Genomic DNA, 18,492 nt, shown 5'->3' with positions numbered 1-18,492 from the left:
GCCGGGCGGATTGTTGCACCCCGCAGAAATTTTCTGCAGGGCGCACGGCAGCAGCTTTTTGTTTTTTGCGTGGAAATGTGCATTTGAATATGTTATACTAAGATGCAGAATGGATCAGCAGGCCCTTTTCTGGCCTTATCCTATAGATTCGACCGATAAAAACGAGGAACGCTATGAAAAAAGTCATTTCCGTCCGTTTCAAAGAGAACGGCAAAAGCTATTATTTCGACCCCGCCGGGGCCGACATCAAAACCGGCGAATACGTCATTGTGGAAACTGCCCGCGGCATCGAGTGCGGCGAGGTGGTGCAGGGGGTGAGGGAGATCACCGATGCAGCGGTGCCCAAGGCCCTCAAGCCCATCACCCGCATGGCCGACAGCGTGGACATCCGCCGGATGCGCCAGAACCGCGAGGACGAAAAGCGCGCCTACCACACCTGTCAGGAGTGCATCGCCCGCCACGGCCTGGAAATGAAGCTGGTGGAAGCGGAATACACGCTGGACCGCTCCAAGATCATGTTCTACTTTACTGCAGACGGCCGGGTGGACTTCCGCGAGCTGGTCAAGGATCTGGCCGGCATCTTCCACACCCGCATCGAGCTGCGCCAGATCGGCGTGCGGGACGAGAGCAAGATGATCGGCGGTCTGGGCATCTGCGGCCAGCCCTTCTGCTGCAGCCGCTTCCTCAAGGACTTCCAGCCCGTGTCCATCAAGATGGCAAAGGAGCAGGGCCTTTCGCTGAACCCCACCAAGATCAGCGGTGCCTGCGGCCGGCTGATGTGCTGCCTTGCCTACGAGGAAAGCGCCTACGAGTACCTGAACAGCATCATGCCCATGGTGGGCAGCACCGTGCGCACGCCGGACGGCCTTGGCACCGTGCTGGAAGTGAACCCGGTATCCGGCTACCTGCGGGTGCGCTGCGGCACTGAGAGCCTTTCGCCCCGGTACTACAAGGTAGGCGTGTGTGAGTATGTCAGCGGCGGCAAGCGTGCGCCCCGCCGCCCGGACCCGGAGGACGATTACTCCGGCGTGCGCAACCCGGCACCGGTGGTGGCTTCCTCCGACGAGGGGGAAAAGCGCTGCGCTGGCGGCTGCTGTGCCAGAAAGCGCCCTGCCGAAAAGGAGTGAGAGCCGCGCCGGAGGCTCCGAGGGGTTAGTATGCTAAAACTAACTATTCTTCGTGATTTTTGCCAAAAAACTCCTGCAAATTTGTCCATAAGTTAGCCTGTGCTTTTGTGCAACCCAACAAAAAACAGACTTTTGTGTTTTTTGGGCCACGGTTAGTCTTGCCTTTTCTCACCTGCTTTGTTAGAATGCAGTCAAGGATATGATTTCCGGAGAGACATGCACAGCCGTGCCATACATGACTCTTCATACAATACTTCGGGCACGGAGATAAAAAGGAGAGTTTATTATGGCACACAAGGTTTCTGACGCATGTGTTGGCTGCGGCGCTTGCGAGGGCGCTTGCCCGGTTGGCGCTATCACCGTTGACGGTGTTGCATCTGTGAACGCAGACGCTTGCATCGACTGCGGCGCTTGCGAGGGCGCTTGCCCCACCGGTGCTATCACTGCTGAATAATTTTAGCAGCGGCACAAAAACGCTTCAAGAGCAGCAGGCCTGTCCAAAGCAGGTCTGCTGCTTTTTGTTTTGCAGTAATTCGCACAAATTCCACAGGCAATTCCACCTATTTTTTTGAGAGGGTCAGGCGCACTTATCTATGGAACATTCTACCGAAGTCTTGTATAATAGAACTATGGTATATTGCTCGCCGGAGCATCGTTTCGGCTCGGACGCGCTGCTGCTGGCCCGTTTTTGTGAGCCGAAGCGTGCCCAGAAGGCCGCAGACCTGTGCTCCGGCTGCGGCATCGTGGCGCTGGAATGGCACGACCGGGGCCACCGGGGCCCCTGCATCGGGCTGGAGCTGCAGCCGGAGGGCAGCGCCCTGCTTTCCGCCGCAGTAGAAGAGCAGGACATCGGGCATCTCACGCCGGTCTGTGCCGACCTGCGCACTTTCCGGCAGGGCGAGGGCAGTTTTGACGTGTGTGCGTGCAATCCGCCCTACTTCACGGATGGACCCCAGAGCCAAAATGCGGCCCACGCCCTTGCCCGGCACGAGAACACCTGCACACTGGACGATGTGTGCGGGTGCGCCTTCCGTCTGCTGAAGGACGGCGGACGCTTTTCCCTCTGCCACCGGCCGGAACGGCTGGCGGAGGTGCTGGCGGTGCTGCGGGCCCACCGGCTGGAACCCAAGCGGCTGGCCTTTGTAAAGAACAGGGCAGACGGCGTGCCATGGCTCTTCCTTGTGGAAGCGCAGAAGAACCGCAAAACCGGCCTGCGGGTGGAGCCGGATGTGTTGATCAGCGCCGGTGCGGCGTTATATGGCAGATGACGAGCTGCGGATCAGGCCGAGAGGATCATCTTCAGGAGGTAACTATGGCAGGAACTCTTTATATCGTGGCAACGCCCATCGGCAACCTGGACGATATGCCGCCCCGGGTGGCAGCCACCTTTGGCGCGGCCGACTTCATTGCCGCCGAGGACACCCGTGTGACCATGAAACTGCTGAACTTTCTGGGCCTGAAAAAGCCCATGGTCAGCTACTATGAGCACGCCCTGCAGAAGGGCGAGGGCATCCTGCGCCGCATTGAGGCGGGCGAGAGCTGCGCGCTGTGCAGTGATGCGGGAATGCCCTGCGTCTCCGACCCGGGCGAGGTGATCGTGCGGGACGCGCTGGCCCGGGGCATCAAAGTGGTGCCGGTACCGGCGGCCTCTGCCTGCGTCACCGCGCTGGCCGTGTCCGGGCAGGACACCTCCCGCTGGGTGTTCGAGGGCTTTCTGCCCGTGAACCGCAAACAGAAAAAAGAGCGGCTGGCCGAGCTTTTGCAGGAAAAGCGCACCACCATCTTCTACGAAGCCCCCCACAAACTGCGCACCACGCTGGACGATCTGACCAACGCTTTCGGTGCCGACCGCAGCATCACCCTGTGCCGGGAGCTGACCAAGCTCCATGAGGATATCTGGAAGACCACCCTCGGCGAGGCGGTGGAGCACTACAAAGCCAACGAGCCCCGGGGGGAATACGTGCTGGTGATGGCCGGTGCACCGGAGACTGCCGACCCGGAGCAGGAGCTGACGCTGGAGCAGGCAGCGCAGCGGGCGCTGGAACTGACCGGGCAGGGCTTTGGCCCCACCGCAGCGGCCAAGGCGGCGGCGCAGGGCACGCCCTATTCCAAGAGCGAAGTGTACAAGCAGCTGCTGGTATTGCAACAGGGCCAGCAGGCAGAGGAATGATACGTAACTGGTAAACAGAGGAGGACCCTTTTTGTGACAAAACTTCTGGTTTTGAGCGACAGCCACGGCGGACGCACCGCCATTGAGCGTGTGCTGATGAAAGAGAGCAAAAACATCGATGCCCTGATCTTTCTTGGCGACGGCCTGCGGGATCTGGAACTGGCCCTGACGCTGTACCCCAAGCTGCGGGCCTACTCGGTGGCCGGCAACTGCGATTACGGCGCACTGGAACCCACCGACGGCCTTGCCGCCTTTGACGGCGTGGTGATCTTTTACACCCATGGTCATATGTACGGTGTAAAATACGATCTGGATACGCTGGCAGACGCCGCATCTGCCCGGGGTGCCGAGGTGGCGCTGTTCGGCCACACCCACATCCCCCATGCAGAGACCCGCAGCGGGGTGTTCCTGTTCAACCCCGGCTCCTGCGGCCGGTGCTACACCGGGCCGGACACCTACGGCATCCTGACGCTGGACGGAGGCAAAGTGACCGCCTATGAACACAAAGAGGTACCCAAACAATGAGCATCAATGAGGTGCGCTATCTGCCGGAATGCGGCAGCACCAACGCTTACGTGAAGGAGCATTTTGAGGAGTTCGGCCCGGTGGGCGCGGTGTATACCGAGAACCAGACCGCAGGCCGGGGCCGTCTGGGCCGCAGCTGGGTGAACGCCGAGGGCAAGGCCCTGTATTATACAGTTGCCATCCGGGAGCCGCTGGCCCAGCCTGCCACCCTGCCGCTGCTGGCCAGTCTGGCCGTGCGCACCCAGCTCAGGCTGCGCTACGGCGTGGACTGCCAGATCAAGTGGCCCAACGATCTGCTGCTGAACGGCAAAAAGATCGTGGGCATCCTGTGCGAGAGTGTGAGCTACGGCTACCAGCAGCAGGGCCGGGGCATCCTGTGCGGCATCGGCATCAATCTTGCCCAGCCCCAGAGCTACTTTGACGCCGCCGGCCTGCCCAACGGCACCTCGCTGGAACTGCAGGGGGCAAAGGTGGACCTTTCCACCGACCCCGCATGGCTGGCCGAGGGCCTGACCGACTTTGGCTTTGACCGCAATCTGTACCAGTTTGCCCGGGACGGCTTTGCCCCTTTCCGGGAGGAATACAAGGCCGCCTGCGTCAATCTGGGCCGCCGGGTCACCTTTGACCTGCCGGACGGCAGGCAGGGGGCCGGTGAAGCCGTCGATGTGGACGAAGAGGGCCGCCTGGTGGTGCGCACCGACAGCGGCGAAGTGCATGTGTTCACCGGCGAAGTGTCGGTGCACGGCATCTATGGGGCCGTGTAAAAGCGCTCTTTATCATAAAATATCACCGCAGGAAACTGATGAGGGCGCAGGACCGCCGCGATAGGCAAACCCTCTCAGTCAAAACCTGACGGTTTTGCCAGCTCCCCCGAAGGGGGAGCTTTTTGCTATCCTCCGGACAGGCGCGCACGCTGTTAAAAGGCATTCTTTTCCTGCAAAGCTGTTCTCCACGTGCGTACAGTTTTGGAATCATATGGAATCTTTTTGCACGCTTTTGCCCGAATTTCCCGCAAAATGCTTGAATAAACGAATTTTTTGTAAATTTCTTGTGTACATTTCCAGTTGCCAATTCAGTCATACTTTAGTATAATGGAGTACGTGCCAGCGCGTCCTTTTGGATGGGATGCGCGTGTTTAGGAAATCGGAAAACGGACAGCACAAGCGCCCTGCCCCCAAAAGCAAGGCGCTTGTATTGTCGCAAGGAGTGCAAGCATGAAAGATCAAGAATCCTTCAAGCCGTATATTCCTGCGGAAAAGATCACCGCAGAAATGACGGCGACCTCTGTGATCATGGGCATCATCCTGTCTGTGGTCTTCGGCGCTGCAAATGCCTATCTGGGCCTGCGCGTCGGCATGACTGTTTCTGCCTCCATCCCGGCAGCAGTCATTTCTATGGGCGTGATCCGCGTCCTGCTCAAGAAGAACTCCATTCTGGAGAGCAACATGGTGCAGACCATCGGTTCCGCAGGCGAGAGCCTGGCCGCCGGTGCCATCTTCACCATGCCCGCACTGTTCCTGTGGGCAAAAGAGGGCCTGTGCGACAAGCCCAGCATCCTGGAGATCACCTTGATCGCCCTGTGCGGCGGCATTCTGGGCGTTCTGTTCATGGTGCCCCTGCGCAACGCCCTGATCGTCAAGGAACACGCCACCCTGCTGTATCCGGAAGGCACCGCCTGTGCAGACGTTCTGCTGGCCGGTGAAGAGGGCGGTGCAAACGCCTCCACCGTGTTCTCCGGCATGGGTCTGGCAGCCATCTTCAAGTTCATCGTCGATGGCCTGAAGATGATTCCCTCCGACATTGCCATGGCCTTCAGCTCCTTCAAGGGTGCTCTGGGCATGGAAGTATACCCTGCTCTGCTGGGCGTGGGCTATATCGTCGGCCCCAAGACCGCTTCTTATATGTTTGCCGGTTCTCTGGTAGGCTGGATGGTCATCATCCCGCTGATCTGCCTGTTCGGCGCAAACATTTCCCTGTACCCGGCAGCAGCCGGCACCACCATTGCTGATCTGTATGCAGCAGGCGGTGCAGACGCTATCTGGTCCAACTACGTCAAGTATATCGGCGCAGGCGCCATTGCTACCGGCGGTATCATTTCGCTGATCAAGAGCCTGCCCCTGATCGTATCCACCTTCCGCGACGCCATGAAGAGCATGAAGGGCGGCAGCGCTTCCGGCACCTCCCGCACCGATAAGGACATGCCCATGCCCTTTATTCTGGGCGGCATCCTGCTCATCATCCTCATCATCTGGCTGGCTCCGGCCATCCCCGTCAGCCCGCTGGGTGCTCTGCTGATCGTCATCTTCGGCTTCTTCTTCTCCACCGTCTCTGCACGTATGGTCGGCATGATCGGCAGCTCCAACAACCCGGTCTCCGGCATGACCATTGCCACCCTGCTGATCGCTACCATGATCCTGAAGGCCACCGGCAACGTTGGCATCGAGGGCATGATCGGCTCCATGGCCATCGCCTCTGTCATCTGCATCTGCGCTGCCATTGCTGCGGATACCTCTCAGGACCTGAAGACCGGCTACCTGCTGGGTGCGACCCCGGTCAAGCAGCAGATCGGTGAGCTGATCGGCGTTATTGCCGCCGGTCTGGCCATCGGCGGTGTGCTGTACCTGCTGGACAGCGCATGGGGCTACGGCGGTGCCGAGGTCCCCGCACCGCAGGCTACCCTGATGAAGATGATCGTCGAGGGCATCATGGGCGGCAACCTGCCCTGGAACCTGGTGTTCACCGGTGTGTTCCTTGCCATTGCTCTGGAGGTCCTGCGCATCCCCGTGATGCCCTTTGCCATCGGCCTGTACCTGCCCATCTACCTGAACACCTCCATCATGATCGGCGGTGTTGTGCGCTGGTTCATGGACAGCCGCAAGAATGTTGACGCGAAGCTCAAGGAAGAGCAGACCACCCGCGGCACCCTGTTCTGCGCAGGTATGATCGCAGGCGAGGGCCTTGTGGGCATCCTGCTGGCCATCTTTGCCGTATTCGGCATCAGCACTGCCCTGAGCATTGATCTGGGCAACATTGGCGGCGTGGTTCTGATGATCGTGATGATCGCATGCCTGCTGGCCTTCTCCATGAAGAAAAAGAAGAACTGATGAATAAGAAAAAGCAGTCCATCAATTATCTGGATCTTATCCCGCAGCGGGCGGAGACCCTGCGCTGGCACACAGATGAAGCCACCGGCCTTATCACCCTTGAGGTGGAGAACACCGGTGTGTTCAATACGATCGCGCAAAAAGTGTTCCATAAACCGCGCACCACACAGGTGCATCTGGACGAGACCGGCAGCTACCTGTGGCCGCTGATCGATGGCCGGAAGACCGTTGCACAGCTTGCTGACTGCATGAAGCAGCAGTTCGGCGAAAAGGCCGAACCCCTGTACCCGCGCATCATCAAGTATTTCCAGATCGTGGAATCTTATCACTTTATCAAGTTCCTCAACCAATAAGCGCAAAAGAAGCGGCGCTCAGAGCCTGTTGCAAGGCACTGAGCGCCGCTTTTTCGCTGTTCTTTATTGTTTTTTGCAGTTTGCTGTGGTATTCTGTAATTGCCGCATCTGCGGCACGAAGGCGCTGTGTCCCAAAACGCAGGCGGCTGTTCCTTACCGGCACCTATGCGCGCCGGGCAAGGCGATTTTTTCTTTGGATCTTTCGCACCCCCGGTTTTGCCCAAGGGCAGGAAGGGGGGATGCACCATGACGTTTGAACAGGTCGTGCTTCTGCTCACGCTTCTTGGCGGGGCGATCTACGTTACGTTTGAAATTACATGGACTGTTTCTCACAGTGATGACAAAAAGAAAAAATGACCGCCTCTTGTTCCCCAACACGACCGGTCATTTTTCTTTTTGACTAGTATGGTAAGGAGCTAGCCGTTTGTGGGCCAGCGCCTTTGTATTTTCAGTATAGCTTATTTTCCAAAATTGTCAAGCCCATGCACTTTATCTGCGGCGTTTTCTCTTTTTGAGACTCAGCGAACCGCCGCCGGCCGCAAGCGTGAGCACCATCATTGCAAACAGGATGAGCACCAGTGCGCACAGCAGAAGCGCCGTTGCCTTCATGTCGGTGCGGAAGTCGGAGACGTACTCCCGGTGGGTCACAAGATCCACCGTGCCCACTTCATCGCCGTCCAGATACACGGTGGCTGTACCCACCACACTGCCGCTCTTGACGGTGGCCGCAATGCTCTCCGGCAGGTCGAAGGAGTAGGTAACGATATCGTCCGCGTGGCCGTAGCCGCTGACCGGCGCAGCGGCATACAGCGCCACCGTCGGTTCGGTGCGGCACTTGGTCAGCGCCACGGTGGTGATCTCGGTCTGGGTGTCCACCAGCGGACGATCCGCAAAGCTCTCAAAGGCCCAGTCGAACAGATCATCGCACTCGGCAAAGAGGTGGTCCGGCGTATCGCAGCCAAGGATCACCAGCCCGTAGGTGTGTCCGTCCTTTTCCGCAAAGGCAACGATGCAGCGGCCTGCCAGCGTGGTAAAGCCGCCCTTGACCCACCGGACATACTCCCGGTAGTTGGCGCTCTCGCTGTTCATCAGGCTGTTGGAGCTGCTGATGGTGTGCTCAGCCTTGCGGAGGTTAGTGGCCGGCAGCACATAGCTGGCGGTGCCCGCCACCTGTGCAAAGGTCTGGTTTGCCGCACAGGCGGCGGCGATCTTTGCCAGATCCTGCGCGGTGGACACGTTGCCGTAGTCAAACAGGCCGTGGGCACAGGTAAAGTTCGTGCCGGTGCAGCCCAGCTCCTGGGCACGGGCGTTCATCTGCTTGACGAAATCCAGCACGCTGCCGCCCACATCGTAGGCAATGACGCTGGCGGCATCGTTGGCGCTGACGATGAGCATGGCGTTCAGCAGGTCGATGCGGCGCACCGTCTCGCCGATGCGCAGGCCCATGGTGGTGCCGTTGGCGTTCTGGATATCCCGGAACTCCTGGGTCAGCGCGGTGGGCACGGTCACTTCACCGTTCAAGTCCTTGCCGCTTTCCAGCAGCAGCAGGGCCGTCATGAGCTTGGTCAGGCTGGCAACATACTGCTGCTGGCCGGCGTTCTGGTTCAGGATGGTCTTGCCGGTGTCGGCGTTGAACAGGTACACCGCCTCGGTCTCGCTGGCGGTCTGGATGGGCATGGGATATACCGCAAGGCCCGGCAGTGCAGCAGCAGCGGCCAGTGCCAGCGTGAGCACCAGCGCCGTCATGCGGCGGAAGATGGTGTTTTTGAACATGAGCGTGCCCCCTTGTATCTGCTTGCCGACGCACGGCAAAAATTTTTGTTTTGAAACAGCTCCTACTTGCCGGAAAGGCTCTGGCTTGCTATACTACTTTAAAGAATACCATAAACCAGCCAAAAGAGAAAGAGAGAAAGGCGGTTTTTAACAATGTTTCTGTCTTTTTGTGGAAAAGTCCCCCGCAACGAGGGGGCTGCGTTCGTTGCGCCCAACGCCACCGTGCAGGGCGATGTGATCCTCAAAGCCGGTTCCACGGTGTGGTACGGTGCCGTGCTGCGCGGCGACGACGGCCAGCTTATCATCGGCGAGAACTCCAACGTGCAGGACAATGCCGTGCTGCACTGCGATGTGGGCGGGGCCGTGACGCTGGGCAGGAATGTCACTGTGGGCCACAGTGCGCTGGTGCACGGATGCACGGTAGGGGATGGCAGCCTGATCGGAATGCACGCCACCCTGCTCAACCACTGCGTCGTGGGCAAAAACTGCATCATCGGCGCAGGTGCGCTGGTGCCGGAGGGCATGGTCATCCCGGACGGCTCGGTGGCCGTGGGCGTGCCCGCAAGGGTCATCAAGCAGGTGAGCCCCGCACAGGTCGAGGCCAACCTGCACAACGCCGCCCACTATGTGGAGCACGGCAGAGTGCACGCAGCACAGTGCAAAATGGATTGACCCCCGTTTTTAGCCATGGTATACTGTACAAAAAGCCCTTGTTTTGGGGCAGGAGGTAGAAAACATGGAAAATCTTTCAAGACGCGCATTCCTTAAACTTTCCGGCGCAGCACTGCTTGCGGCAGGGCTCACCGGCACCCTGACCGCCTGCGGCGGCGGCAAAGATGTTGAAATTCCCGGCACCGTAAATGGCATTGGCTATGTGAGCGGCAAGGCGGGCCGTGAGATCATTGGCACCGAGGAATATGGCACCATCCATGTGGTCAAGGTGGTTGTCACCCTGAAAAACGTCAGCAGCCGTGCCGTCACCCTGACCGCCGACAACTTCCCGGCTGAGATCGACCATTCTGCTGCATCGCCCATCTACTTTGGCTTTGCGGACAACGCCAGCGGCGACAGCTGGTGGACCCAGAAGGACTACGAATTGCAGCCGAACGAAGAAAAGACCTTTGTGCTGGTCTACCGCATCAGCGACACTGCTTATGAGAGCTGGTTCCAGCTGGTGCACACCGTGGAGCTGACCTTTAAGAGCGGCCACCAGAAGGTGACCGGCAGCTACTCCTCCGAGACCGGTGAGCTGGTGGTGGGCGAAGTAGAAAAGGCATAAGGGAAAAACTGCGATTCAGATTGACACTTTGCACCTTGTCTACTATAGTGAAAGTGACAGTCTGCCGCATTCTGGAACTACGGGAGCCTTTGCGCATTGTGCGCTGTTTGGTCGTTTTTCAAAGCCGGATGAGTTTTTAAAGAAAAGTTTATTACGGGATGATTTTTCACAGAAATGTAATGACTTTTTGAGGAAAATGGGGTATACTATCAATTGTAGAGCACGCGGGGCCGCAACCGCGTCTCTACACATGATTCCTCCTCACACCAAAGCAATACCCCAAACAGAGATTCCCTCCGGTGTACCGCAAGCGCTGGGGGGAGTCTTTGTTTTTATCCGCTTTTGTATTTTATGATTTTCTGCGTGAAAAGGAGAGGTTTCGTTATGTCTGAGCTTATTACCCGCCGTACCTTTTTAAAGACCACCGGTGCTGCTGCACTGGCCGTTGCCGCAAGCGGTATGCTGGCAGGCTGCGGCGGTGCGTATGCTTCTACCCCAGATGGCTTGGTGGCCGCCGCCGTTGATAGCGACAAGGTTGTTGACTTTGGCGCCTTTACCGCCAATATCGGCCGCTTTGACCAGTGGACTTCCAGCTCCATCTACGAGGGCGGTGAGCGCCACAATTACCTCTACGCTGCTTTTGCTGTCAGCACTATGAGCAGCACCGATTCTATTACGATCAACACTTCCGATTTAACGTTTGCGCACACCGGCGGCAGCAAGGGCACCGTCGTGGGGCTTGGCTACAAGGGCCTGAACAGCGATAAAACGGATTATGTATTCAAAACCTCGCTTTCCGTGGGCAATGCTTCACAGAAGACCGTGATCCTTTTTATTGATCTTGGCACCATTTCCAATTCTTCGTTCCAGAGCCTCTATACGGGCCAGATGACCCTTACCCTTAAGAAGTCCGGCAAAACGGCTGTCTTTACCTACACCGGCCTGCAGGATGCCCCTTCCAGCAGGATTTTCTAACCATGCACAACGCCCCGGAAGAACGCAGATGCTTCTTCCGGGGCGTTTTTTGCCTTTACAACGCTCTGAACTTTGCCGCAAACACACTGAGCACGATCTTGGGGTTCACCTGTGCGCCCAGACGCTGGATAGCGGCATCTGCCAGCCGCAGGGCACGCCGGGCGGCATCGCCCTGCACCGGTGCGTGGGGGCTTTGCCGCAGGCCCGCTGCTGCCACCGCACGGAAGTCCGTCAGCAGGGCGGCGGCACCGGCTTTGTCCTTCTCATACGGAGCCAGCAGCACGGCGGCGGCATAGCTGTCACGGTCGGCTGCGGTCTTTGCCAGCTGCAGCGCCTTTTCCACCTGCGCCGTGCGGGCTTCGTCCTGTGCCGCTGCAAGCACCGTGCCGATGTGCCCATCGAACAGCTCACTGTACAGCGCGGCGGTCTTTTTGTCCACCCCCTGTGCGGCGCAGTAGCGGGCGCACTGCTCCGGCGGGACCGGCGCCACGGCAAAGCTGATGCAGCGGCTGCGGATGGTGGGCAGCACGCCTGCCAGCGAATCGGCTGTGAGCAGGAACAGCACCCCCTCCGGCGGCTCTTCCATCACCTTCAGCAGCGCGTTGGCGGACTCCTCGTTCATCTTTTCCACGTGGTAGAGCAGCACCGCGCGGCCCTCGGCCGAAAGGCTGGTGTTGAAGATCTCGCTGCGCATGGCCGTGACCTGACCCACCAGATACCGGCCGCCCGCGCCCATGCCGGTGACCGAGATCGCCTCGCGCACGATGCCGGTCTCCACCTGACCGCTGTCGCGCTTGCCGGCCTTCGCCACCGCACGGCAGCATTCGCCCCGCAGAAGGGCCTCAGCGGGCGCTCCGCCTGCAGGGTAAAGATAATCGGCCGCGATGCAGCGGGCCGCAAAACCGGCCCCAAGGCCCTCTTCGCCCACCAACAGCACGCTGTGGGTCAGGCGGCGGGCTGCCAGCATCAGCTGCACGCTGCTTTTCAGTTCTGCGTTGCCTTCCATGCGGTCCAGCATCATGGGGGTGCACTCCTTTTGTGAGACGATTTAAAATGCCCTCCGCGCTGCTCTGGGCATCTTCAGCGGAAAAATTATTTTTGATCTGCAGCCCCGGAACGCCTGCGGGCGTTCCGGGGCTGCATTTTCACAGGTAGGGTCGTGGAGGAAAGCGGCAGCGCGGCAAGGGACGAACCCTCTCAGTCACCTTCGGTGACAGCTCCCCCGAGGGGGGAGCTGTTAAACATCTGACGGTTTGCAGCAAATAGGCTCCCTCTTTGAGGGAGCTGGCAAAACCGTCAGGTTTTGACTGAAGGAGTCAGACTCCCCCGAGGCTATCGCCTGAAAAAGTTTACCTTCTGTTTTTCCGCTTCCACTGCTCGCGGCGGACCCATGCACGGATGGCGCGATAGCCCATGGGGCCAAAGAACAGCCAGACATTCGCCATGCTGAGCAGCAGGCTCAGCTTCTGGGGCAGCGGTGCGCCCAAAAAGCTCAGCACCCACAGGATCGCTGCAAAAACGCCAAAATACTTCACCCGAATGGGGATGACAAAGAACAGCAGCACCTGCACCTCCGGGTACAGCATGGCAAAGGCCAGCAGCAGCGAAAGGGACAGGCAGTAGGTGCTGCCGCTGACACCAGTGAGCAGGCAGGCCAGCACGGTGCCCAGCATCCCGGACAACAGATAGACCGTATAGCGGAAATCGCCCCACTCCCGTTCCAGCGCCGTACCGATGAACCAGGTAAAGTAGATGCCCAGCACTGCACTGAGGATGCTGCCGCCATAGGAGGGGATGAACACAAATGTGATGATGCGCCAGATCTGGCCGCTCAACAGAAGATATCTGCTGAGGGACAGCCAGACGCTGATGGTCTGGTTCACAAACAGCTCGATGGCCAGTACAAGGATCTGCCCGCCCACAAGAATGTTGGTCAGGTTCGGGATGCCGAAACGTCCATATCTGCGTTCCAGCCGGTTCAGCCAATTGTTCATAGGGTGCCTCCCTCAATTCGGAAATGTTTTGCCGCAGCTTACTGCTGTTATTGTACCATGATTGGCCGGGGCATTCAACACTGTTGAAAACCTCTGCCCCCAAAGCCCGGAAATACAGCTTTCCTGCCGCCCTCCGGATGCCAAAGCACAACCGAAAATTGTATGTAATTTCCGGTCTGGAATGAACTTTTCACTTTTTCCACCGGGTTTTCAACCGCTTTTGTGAAGAAAAGGTCGGGTTTTCCGTGATGTTTTCCACTTTTTCCACTGGGTTTTCAACAATAAAAAGGGATCAGCCCTATACGCACCGTAATTCAGGCAGCCGCTTTCTGGAAAGTTTTGGATGAAAATGCAGGCATTCTGCCTTTTATAAAAAAGAAAGTCGAAGGATTTTCTTTGCATTCTACAAACCGTTCCCGAGCGGCGATTTATTTTTCTCCAATCTGGAATGGCTGGCTCCCAAGTTTTCAACACCGGGCCGCTGCCGTTTTTCCGTGTGGAAAAGGCGGGGAAAATTGCAGTTTTCCACACTGTTTTTATCCTGGCTGAACCCTCTCAGTCGCCTGCGGCGACAGCTCCCCCGAAGGGGGAGCTTATTTGCTGTAAACCGTCAGATGCTTAAAAGCTCCCCCGAGGGGGGAGCTTATTTGCTGTAAACCGTCAGATGCTTAAAAGCTCCCCCTTCGGGGGAGCTGGCATCGCGCAGCGATGACTGAGAGGGTTGGATGCAAAAATAAGCCCTCTCGGGCAGACAAAGTGCCTGAGAGGGCTTATAAAACCATATTTTACGCCTTAGCAGCGGCGCACACTAGGGTATGCAGCGACACAGGGGTCAGTACCATCTCTCTAAGTGGAGATACACCGCAACGTAGGTCTTGCCATCCATAACACGGGTGGCAATATCATACTCCCTGATCTTGTTCAAATATCCTTCCTTAGTAAGGTAAGTAGGTCCGTACTGCGTCAGATTTTCCGGGGCCAGCGCAACTGCCTTAGCTTCCGAAACACCAGGAATCCATGCATGCGGGTCTGAGAGGATTATCCAATACCAGGGCCCAATTCCTTGCTCACCTTCATCCCAGCCTTCTCCGGCTGTGAACTTCCCGTCCTTGTCAATTTTCGCCAGAGCAGCCATCATCTCCGAGTGTTTGACGTCAACTTTTTGTACCGTTTTGCCCTCCGGCAGTTTGCTGTTGAGCTGCTCTACAAACCATTTTTCGTATTCCTCGCCAATGGTGGGCTGCGCTGCACCGCAGGCGGTGAACAAAGCCAAGGCCAGCACTGCGGCCAGTAAAAGGGCTACAAAGCGTCTTGTCTTTTTCACGATACACCTCCGGTAACAAAAATACAGGTTCTATCCAACGTACTGGAAATCAAACGACTTCCTGTTATTATTTTACACCATCACACCCGTGGTGTGTCAATTGACAGAGCATATAAAATATCGCCGTCCTTTTGGGCAAATGCGCCAAAGGGTTGGATGCAAAAAAGCAGCCGATGCGGGGGACGCAGTTGAACCCTCTCAGTCGCCTGCGGCGACAGCTCCCCCGAAGGGGGAGCTTATTTGCTGTAAACCGTCAGATGCTTAAAAGCTCCCCCTTCGGGGGAGCTGGCATCGCGCAGCGATGACTGAGAGGGTTCGTCCTATAAAAATGCCGGGCAGTCACTTCAAGACTGTCCGGCATTGCTCTATTCTTTACATCATATTGTGGAATACCAGCTGTGCGATCTGGAAATACAGGATCAGGCTGCAGGCGTCCACGATGGTGGTGATGAAGGGGGTAGCCATGATGGCCGGGTCTGCACCCAGCTTCTTTGCGGCCAGCGGCAGCATACCGCCCACCAGCTTTGCCAGAATGACGCTGAAGAACAGCGACACACTGACCACGATGGCGTAGCCCATCACGTTGGCGTACTGGCCGGGGAAGAGGAAGGTGTACATCAGGTAGATGCGCAGGCCGTTCACGATGCCCAGCACTGCGCCCACGATGGCCGACACCCGCAGCTCCTTGCCCAGCACCCGCATAAAGTCGGCAGGCTCCACCTCGCCCAGAGCCAGACCGCGCACCATCAGGGTGCTGATCTGGTTGCCGCAGTTGCCGGCGGTATCCATCAGCATGGGCATGAAGGAGACCAGCAGGGGCAGCGCGGTAAAGGCTTCCTCATAGTGGGTGGTGACCATGCCGGTAAAGGTGGCGGAAAGCATCAGGATCAGCAGCCATGGGATGCGCTGCTTTGCGTGAGTCCAGACGCTGGTGCCAAAGTAGGTGGTGGCATCGTCGTCCGGCAGAATGGCGGCCATCTTCTGCATATCCTCGGTGCTCTCGTCGGTCAGAACATCGATTGCATCGTCGATGGTGATGATGCCCACGAACATGCCCTCGTTGTCCAGAACGGGCATTGCGGTAAAGTCGTAGCGCTGCATCTCACGGGCCACATATTCCTGATCGTCCGTGACCTTCACTGCCACCACGTTGTCATCCATGATCTCGGAAACGGGAATGTTCCTGTCCGAAAGCAGCAGGCTGCGGGCAGAGACAACACCCTTCAGGCGGTTGCGCTCCACCACGTAGCAGGTGTACACGGTCTCTGCGTTTTCGCCCTGTTTGCGGATGGCATCAAAGGCCTGCTCCACGGTCATATCCTCCCGCAGGCGGACATACTCCGGGGTCATCAGGCTGCCGGCAGAGCTTTCGGGGTAGTTCAGCAGCTTGTTCAGGCTCTCACGGGTCTCCCGGGAGGATTTTTCCAGTACCCGCTTCACCACGCCTGCCGGCATATCCTCCAGCAGGTCGGCGGCATCGTCCAGACTCATTTCCTCGATGGCGCTCACCAGCTCCACGTCCGAAAAGGCGTTTACCAGATCATCGCGGGCCTCGTCGGACATATAGGCAAAGGCCTCGGTGGCCACTTCCTTTTTCAGCAGACGGAACACCACAAGGCGGTTGTTCTCGTCCAGCTCTTCCAGCAGCTCGGCAAGGTCGGCAGGCTGCTCTTCCTCGGTCACTTCGCGCAGCTTGACGTACTGCTTCTTGATGAGCAGCTTGAGCAGGCGGCTCTTGGTCAACATTTCGGGGTTAGCCTTGACCTCTTCGTCGTTGGCCTCCTCTTCCTCGGCCTCACGCATATCCTGCTTGAGGTCCTCGGTGGCTTCATCGTTCAGGTCCTCGGCCAGCTTCTGACGGACTTCGTCAGGGATATCGGCAGGCAGCTCCTGCACCGGCAGCGCCTGCTCCGCAGCATCAACCGTCAGCTTCTTTTCTTCCATATCCATTGGGCGTTCCTCCTCAGTTTTTACGGCACAGGAGCAGCTCCTGTATCCGGAGGACGCAGCAGATCGGGAAACAAAAAACGCGCCGCCTTGCCTGCCGGAATGCCGCAAACGCCGCATTCTGCGCACACAAAGCCGCGCCTTCCTCTGCTCTGTTTTGCGGAAAGACACACCGTTGAAGCGGTGCTTTTCCGCAGGACTCAGCGAAGGAGGCGAACGGTTGGGGAAAACGCAGTTGTTTTTGTTTTCTGATCCACCGCGCCGGTGGTTCTACTTCGACTATGATCCGGGTCCATTTTCCTGCGTTCACCTCCAAGTTTTCATATTCATTTTTATTATAGCGCCGCCAAAAAACGGGGTCAACCCTAAACCATGGATTTACAGGAATTTTATTTTATAAAAACACAGATCTTATTTTTCTTTCGCGTGAAAAGGCAGTCCGGCAAAGCCCGCAGCCTTTGCCGAACTGCAAGGATAAAAATTACCGCTGAGAATGCCAAAGCACTGCGGCGGCATCGGAAGATCGTTTTTTGCCAAAACAAAACACCCTCTTCCGTGTTGCGGCGCACGAAAAAGGGTGTTTTGTTTGGATATTGCCTTGGTGTGAGGAGGAATCATGTTACACGGGAAACGGTTGCGGCCCCGTTTCCCATGGCAAAAGTATAACAGCTTTCACAATTCAATTCGTTAAGAAGCTATGAAGAAACTGTAAAAAGGAAATGGTATCTTTTGGAAGATTTTGTGATAACATTTTTTGATTGACCTTCGTTTTTTCACATGCTAAAATGGAACTGTAAAAGCAGCTGTAAGGGAGGGCATCTTATGAGCGACTGTGCTTTTTTGAACAACAGCGGCAATTTTACCTCGTTCACCTACGCTGGAAGAACGATTCGGTTCCGCACACCTTCTTCTCTGGAGCGTTACACGGATATTCTGGAATGGGACAAGGGCTATCTTGTGGTCATGGCAAAATACAAAGGTGCCCCTGCAGAAGAAGAATACATTGATCTGATTCCCATCCTGAACAATTTGTATATTGATGCTGATGCTTTTTTAAAGCCGATCCGAAAGGTAGAGTTGCAGTATGCCTGATATTTTAAGCATTGCTGACCATGCAGATATGATCGTAAATGGTTATGCTTTTTCAAAAAGCAATGATTCCGTCCGTGTTCTGAATCTGAATAATCCTGCAAGCGCCTGTGTATTGTCTGCCGATGGAAAGATACTGGAAACCACCATGGATGATATCGAGTTAGACATTGTTCAGGACTATTACAGCCGAAACCGGAAACATCTGGAGGAATCGTAATGCCAAAATATTATGATTTCAAGATTTGCGGTTACTATCTTTATTTTACTGCGCACTGCATTATTGAATGTATGCACGTCCACGCCAGTGACCGTAAATTGACTGAGGGCGGTTCTGCAAAATTCTTTGTAAAAAGCAATGGTGACACCGTAATACAAAACCGCGGGGTCCTGACCGACAGGGAACTAAGCAAAATTCAAAGCTTCATCAAAGACAACTATAAAGAAATGTACCTCAAGTGGGCATCCATGAGTGAAAACGGCTTCTTTGGAGAGAACTGACGCAAAATAATATTTTATAATTCAGCAGAGGCTGCTGCATCGGATAACGTGCAGCAGTCCCTGCTGTTTTTTGCACAAAAAAATACGCCCCGGTCACCTTGCGGTGAGCGGGGCGCTAAAACGAAGCTCGTTTTTACTGCGGCAAGATCCCTGCAAAAGCAGGTCTTATGCAGCAGGCGGAGCAAGGTATCTGCAAAACAGACCTTATACTCCTGACACACGCGGGGTGTGCTTTCAAGGACCCTCGCGGGCGCTTTGGTATCTCATATCCCGCTGCGGTGCTTCGCACGGAACAAAGCACCGCCCGGGAAGTGAAATCAGTCAGAACGCG

At 56.9% G+C, this 18,492-nt stretch carries 21 protein-coding genes; 14 read left to right on the top strand and 7 right to left on the bottom strand.

The window, feature by feature from the left end:
* Positions 1-173 precede the first annotated feature (173 nt).
* From MTP37_RS00185 to MTP37_RS00150, 8 genes are all read left to right on the top strand, one after another.
* A complete protein-coding gene (locus MTP37_RS00185; RefSeq protein WP_249237668.1) occupies positions 174-1,127 on the top strand; it encodes a PSP1 domain-containing protein in 954 nt (317 codons plus the stop codon).
* 286 nt (positions 1,128-1,413) lie between these two features.
* Positions 1,414-1,581, top strand: a complete 168-nt coding sequence (locus MTP37_RS00180; protein ID WP_005937576.1) for a DUF362 domain-containing protein — start codon at positions 1,414-1,416, stop codon at positions 1,579-1,581.
* A 139-nt stretch (positions 1,582-1,720) separates the two neighbouring features.
* On the top strand, positions 1,721-2,395 hold the full coding sequence (locus MTP37_RS00175) for a tRNA1(Val) (adenine(37)-N6)-methyltransferase (RefSeq protein WP_249237667.1): 675 nt from the start codon (positions 1,721-1,723) through the stop codon (positions 2,393-2,395).
* 44 nt (positions 2,396-2,439) lie between these two features.
* Positions 2,440-3,297: a 16S rRNA (cytidine(1402)-2'-O)-methyltransferase gene (gene rsmI, locus MTP37_RS00170; RefSeq protein WP_249237666.1), complete on the top strand. Its 858-nt coding sequence runs from the start codon at positions 2,440-2,442 to the stop codon at positions 3,295-3,297.
* 33 nt (positions 3,298-3,330) lie between these two features.
* Complete coding sequence (locus MTP37_RS00165) at positions 3,331-3,822, top strand: YfcE family phosphodiesterase (protein WP_249237665.1); 492 nt, start codon at positions 3,331-3,333, stop codon at positions 3,820-3,822.
* Complete coding sequence (locus MTP37_RS00160; protein WP_249237664.1) at positions 3,819-4,586, top strand: biotin--[acetyl-CoA-carboxylase] ligase; 768 nt, start codon at positions 3,819-3,821, stop codon at positions 4,584-4,586. Before MTP37_RS00165 ends, MTP37_RS00160 begins: the two co-directional genes overlap by 4 nt.
* A gap of 450 nt (positions 4,587-5,036) precedes the next feature.
* Positions 5,037-6,926, top strand: a complete 1,890-nt coding sequence (locus MTP37_RS00155) for an OPT family oligopeptide transporter (RefSeq protein WP_249237663.1) — start codon at positions 5,037-5,039, stop codon at positions 6,924-6,926.
* Positions 6,926-7,279, top strand: a complete 354-nt coding sequence (locus MTP37_RS00150; protein WP_249237662.1) for a PqqD family protein — start codon at positions 6,926-6,928, stop codon at positions 7,277-7,279. The genes MTP37_RS00155 and MTP37_RS00150 overlap by 1 nt, the downstream gene beginning before the upstream one ends.
* Before the next feature lie 489 nt (positions 7,280-7,768).
* On the opposite strand, the gene MTP37_RS00145 is transcribed toward MTP37_RS00150, so the two are convergent.
* Complete coding sequence (locus tag MTP37_RS00145) at positions 7,769-9,052, bottom strand: D-alanyl-D-alanine carboxypeptidase family protein (protein ID WP_249237661.1); 1,284 nt, start codon at positions 9,050-9,052, stop codon at positions 7,769-7,771.
* Between the two features lie 153 nt (positions 9,053-9,205).
* On the opposite strand from MTP37_RS00145, the gene MTP37_RS00140 reads away from it, so the two are divergent.
* From MTP37_RS00140 to MTP37_RS00130, 3 genes are all read left to right on the top strand, one after another.
* On the top strand, positions 9,206-9,724 hold the full coding sequence (locus MTP37_RS00140) for a gamma carbonic anhydrase family protein (RefSeq protein ID WP_249237660.1): 519 nt from the start codon (positions 9,206-9,208) through the stop codon (positions 9,722-9,724).
* A gap of 64 nt (positions 9,725-9,788) precedes the next feature.
* On the top strand, positions 9,789-10,331 hold the full coding sequence (locus tag MTP37_RS00135) for a twin-arginine translocation signal domain-containing protein (RefSeq protein ID WP_249237659.1): 543 nt from the start codon (positions 9,789-9,791) through the stop codon (positions 10,329-10,331).
* A gap of 384 nt (positions 10,332-10,715) precedes the next feature.
* Positions 10,716-11,306 (top strand): twin-arginine translocation signal domain-containing protein, encoded by a 591-nt coding sequence (locus MTP37_RS00130; protein WP_249237658.1) that lies wholly within the window; start codon positions 10,716-10,718, stop codon positions 11,304-11,306.
* A gap of 55 nt (positions 11,307-11,361) precedes the next feature.
* Here the strand turns inward: MTP37_RS00130 and MTP37_RS00125 are convergent, their stop codons facing one another.
* From MTP37_RS00125 to MTP37_RS13070, 6 genes are all read right to left on the bottom strand, one after another.
* A complete protein-coding gene (locus MTP37_RS00125) occupies positions 11,362-12,327 on the bottom strand; it encodes a hypothetical protein (protein WP_249237657.1) in 966 nt (321 codons plus the stop codon).
* A gap of 328 nt (positions 12,328-12,655) precedes the next feature.
* Positions 12,656-13,300, bottom strand: coding sequence for a rhomboid family intramembrane serine protease (locus tag MTP37_RS00120; protein ID WP_249237656.1), 645 nt, complete (start codon positions 13,298-13,300; stop codon positions 12,656-12,658).
* 210 nt (positions 13,301-13,510) lie between these two features.
* Positions 13,511-13,831, bottom strand: coding sequence for a hypothetical protein (locus MTP37_RS00115; protein ID WP_249237655.1), 321 nt, complete (start codon positions 13,829-13,831; stop codon positions 13,511-13,513).
* 301 nt (positions 13,832-14,132) lie between these two features.
* On the bottom strand, positions 14,133-14,624 hold the full coding sequence (locus MTP37_RS00110; protein WP_249237654.1) for a hypothetical protein: 492 nt from the start codon (positions 14,622-14,624) through the stop codon (positions 14,133-14,135).
* Positions 14,625-14,996: 372 nt separating this feature from the next.
* The gene (gene mgtE / locus MTP37_RS00105; RefSeq protein WP_249237653.1) at positions 14,997-16,574 is read right to left on the bottom strand and encodes a magnesium transporter; all 1,578 of its coding nucleotides are present in this window, start codon (positions 16,572-16,574) and stop codon (positions 14,997-14,999) included.
* 408 nt (positions 16,575-16,982) lie between these two features.
* Positions 16,983-17,108, bottom strand: a complete 126-nt coding sequence (locus MTP37_RS13070) for a hypothetical protein (RefSeq protein WP_256469110.1) — start codon at positions 17,106-17,108, stop codon at positions 16,983-16,985.
* Positions 17,109-17,393: 285 nt separating this feature from the next.
* On the opposite strand from MTP37_RS13070, the gene MTP37_RS00100 reads away from it, so the two are divergent.
* The 3 genes from MTP37_RS00100 to MTP37_RS00090 are packed head-to-tail and all read left to right on the top strand — an operon-like array spanning position 17,394 to position 18,161.
* Positions 17,394-17,663, top strand: coding sequence for a DUF7724 family protein (locus MTP37_RS00100; RefSeq protein WP_177940350.1), 270 nt, complete (start codon positions 17,394-17,396; stop codon positions 17,661-17,663).
* On the top strand, positions 17,656-17,880 hold the full coding sequence (locus MTP37_RS00095; RefSeq protein ID WP_249237652.1) for a DUF7723 family protein: 225 nt from the start codon (positions 17,656-17,658) through the stop codon (positions 17,878-17,880). Before MTP37_RS00100 ends, MTP37_RS00095 begins: the two co-directional genes overlap by 8 nt.
* Positions 17,880-18,161, top strand: a complete 282-nt coding sequence (locus tag MTP37_RS00090; protein ID WP_112091455.1) for a DUF4160 domain-containing protein — start codon at positions 17,880-17,882, stop codon at positions 18,159-18,161. Before MTP37_RS00095 ends, MTP37_RS00090 begins: the two co-directional genes overlap by 1 nt.
* Positions 18,162-18,492: the final 331 nt, after the last annotated feature.

Source organism: Faecalibacterium sp. HTF-F (genome assembly GCF_023347535.1).
GTDB classification, from domain to species: Bacteria; Bacillota; Clostridia; order Oscillospirales; family Ruminococcaceae; genus Faecalibacterium; species Faecalibacterium wellingii.
Note: the sequence above shows the minus strand (reverse complement) of the source record. Positions and strands in the feature narration are given on the sequence as shown.

What these genes read in the sequence shown, in the direction of transcription:
- rsmI (WP_249237666.1), top strand. Translation starts at nt 2,440, where the DNA reads ATGGCAGGAACTCTTTATATCGTGGCAACGCCCATCGGCAACCTGGAC.
- MTP37_RS00125 (WP_249237657.1), bottom strand. Translation starts at nt 12,327, where the DNA reads ATGATGCTGGACCGCATGGAAGGCAACGCAGAACTGAAAAGCAGCGTG.
- MTP37_RS00090 (WP_112091455.1), top strand. Translation starts at nt 17,880, where the DNA reads ATGCCAAAATATTATGATTTCAAGATTTGCGGTTACTATCTTTATTTT.
- MTP37_RS00180 (WP_005937576.1), top strand. Translation starts at nt 1,414, where the DNA reads ATGGCACACAAGGTTTCTGACGCATGTGTTGGCTGCGGCGCTTGCGAG.
- MTP37_RS00175 (WP_249237667.1), top strand. Translation starts at nt 1,721, where the DNA reads ATGGAACATTCTACCGAAGTCTTGTATAATAGAACTATGGTATATTGC.
- MTP37_RS00155 (WP_249237663.1), top strand. Translation starts at nt 5,037, where the DNA reads ATGAAAGATCAAGAATCCTTCAAGCCGTATATTCCTGCGGAAAAGATC.
- MTP37_RS00095 (WP_249237652.1), top strand. Translation starts at nt 17,656, where the DNA reads ATGCCTGATATTTTAAGCATTGCTGACCATGCAGATATGATCGTAAAT.
- MTP37_RS00145 (WP_249237661.1), bottom strand. Translation starts at nt 9,052, where the DNA reads ATGTTCAAAAACACCATCTTCCGCCGCATGACGGCGCTGGTGCTCACG.
- MTP37_RS00185 (WP_249237668.1), top strand. Translation starts at nt 174, where the DNA reads ATGAAAAAAGTCATTTCCGTCCGTTTCAAAGAGAACGGCAAAAGCTAT.
- MTP37_RS00150 (WP_249237662.1), top strand. Translation starts at nt 6,926, where the DNA reads ATGAATAAGAAAAAGCAGTCCATCAATTATCTGGATCTTATCCCGCAG.
- MTP37_RS00130 (WP_249237658.1), top strand. Translation starts at nt 10,716, where the DNA reads ATGTCTGAGCTTATTACCCGCCGTACCTTTTTAAAGACCACCGGTGCT.
- mgtE (WP_249237653.1), bottom strand. Translation starts at nt 16,574, where the DNA reads ATGGATATGGAAGAAAAGAAGCTGACGGTTGATGCTGCGGAGCAGGCG.
- MTP37_RS00100 (WP_177940350.1), top strand. Translation starts at nt 17,394, where the DNA reads ATGAGCGACTGTGCTTTTTTGAACAACAGCGGCAATTTTACCTCGTTC.
- MTP37_RS00160 (WP_249237664.1), top strand. Translation starts at nt 3,819, where the DNA reads ATGAGCATCAATGAGGTGCGCTATCTGCCGGAATGCGGCAGCACCAAC.
- MTP37_RS00140 (WP_249237660.1), top strand. Translation starts at nt 9,206, where the DNA reads ATGTTTCTGTCTTTTTGTGGAAAAGTCCCCCGCAACGAGGGGGCTGCG.
- MTP37_RS00120 (WP_249237656.1), bottom strand. Translation starts at nt 13,300, where the DNA reads ATGAACAATTGGCTGAACCGGCTGGAACGCAGATATGGACGTTTCGGC.
- MTP37_RS00135 (WP_249237659.1), top strand. Translation starts at nt 9,789, where the DNA reads ATGGAAAATCTTTCAAGACGCGCATTCCTTAAACTTTCCGGCGCAGCA.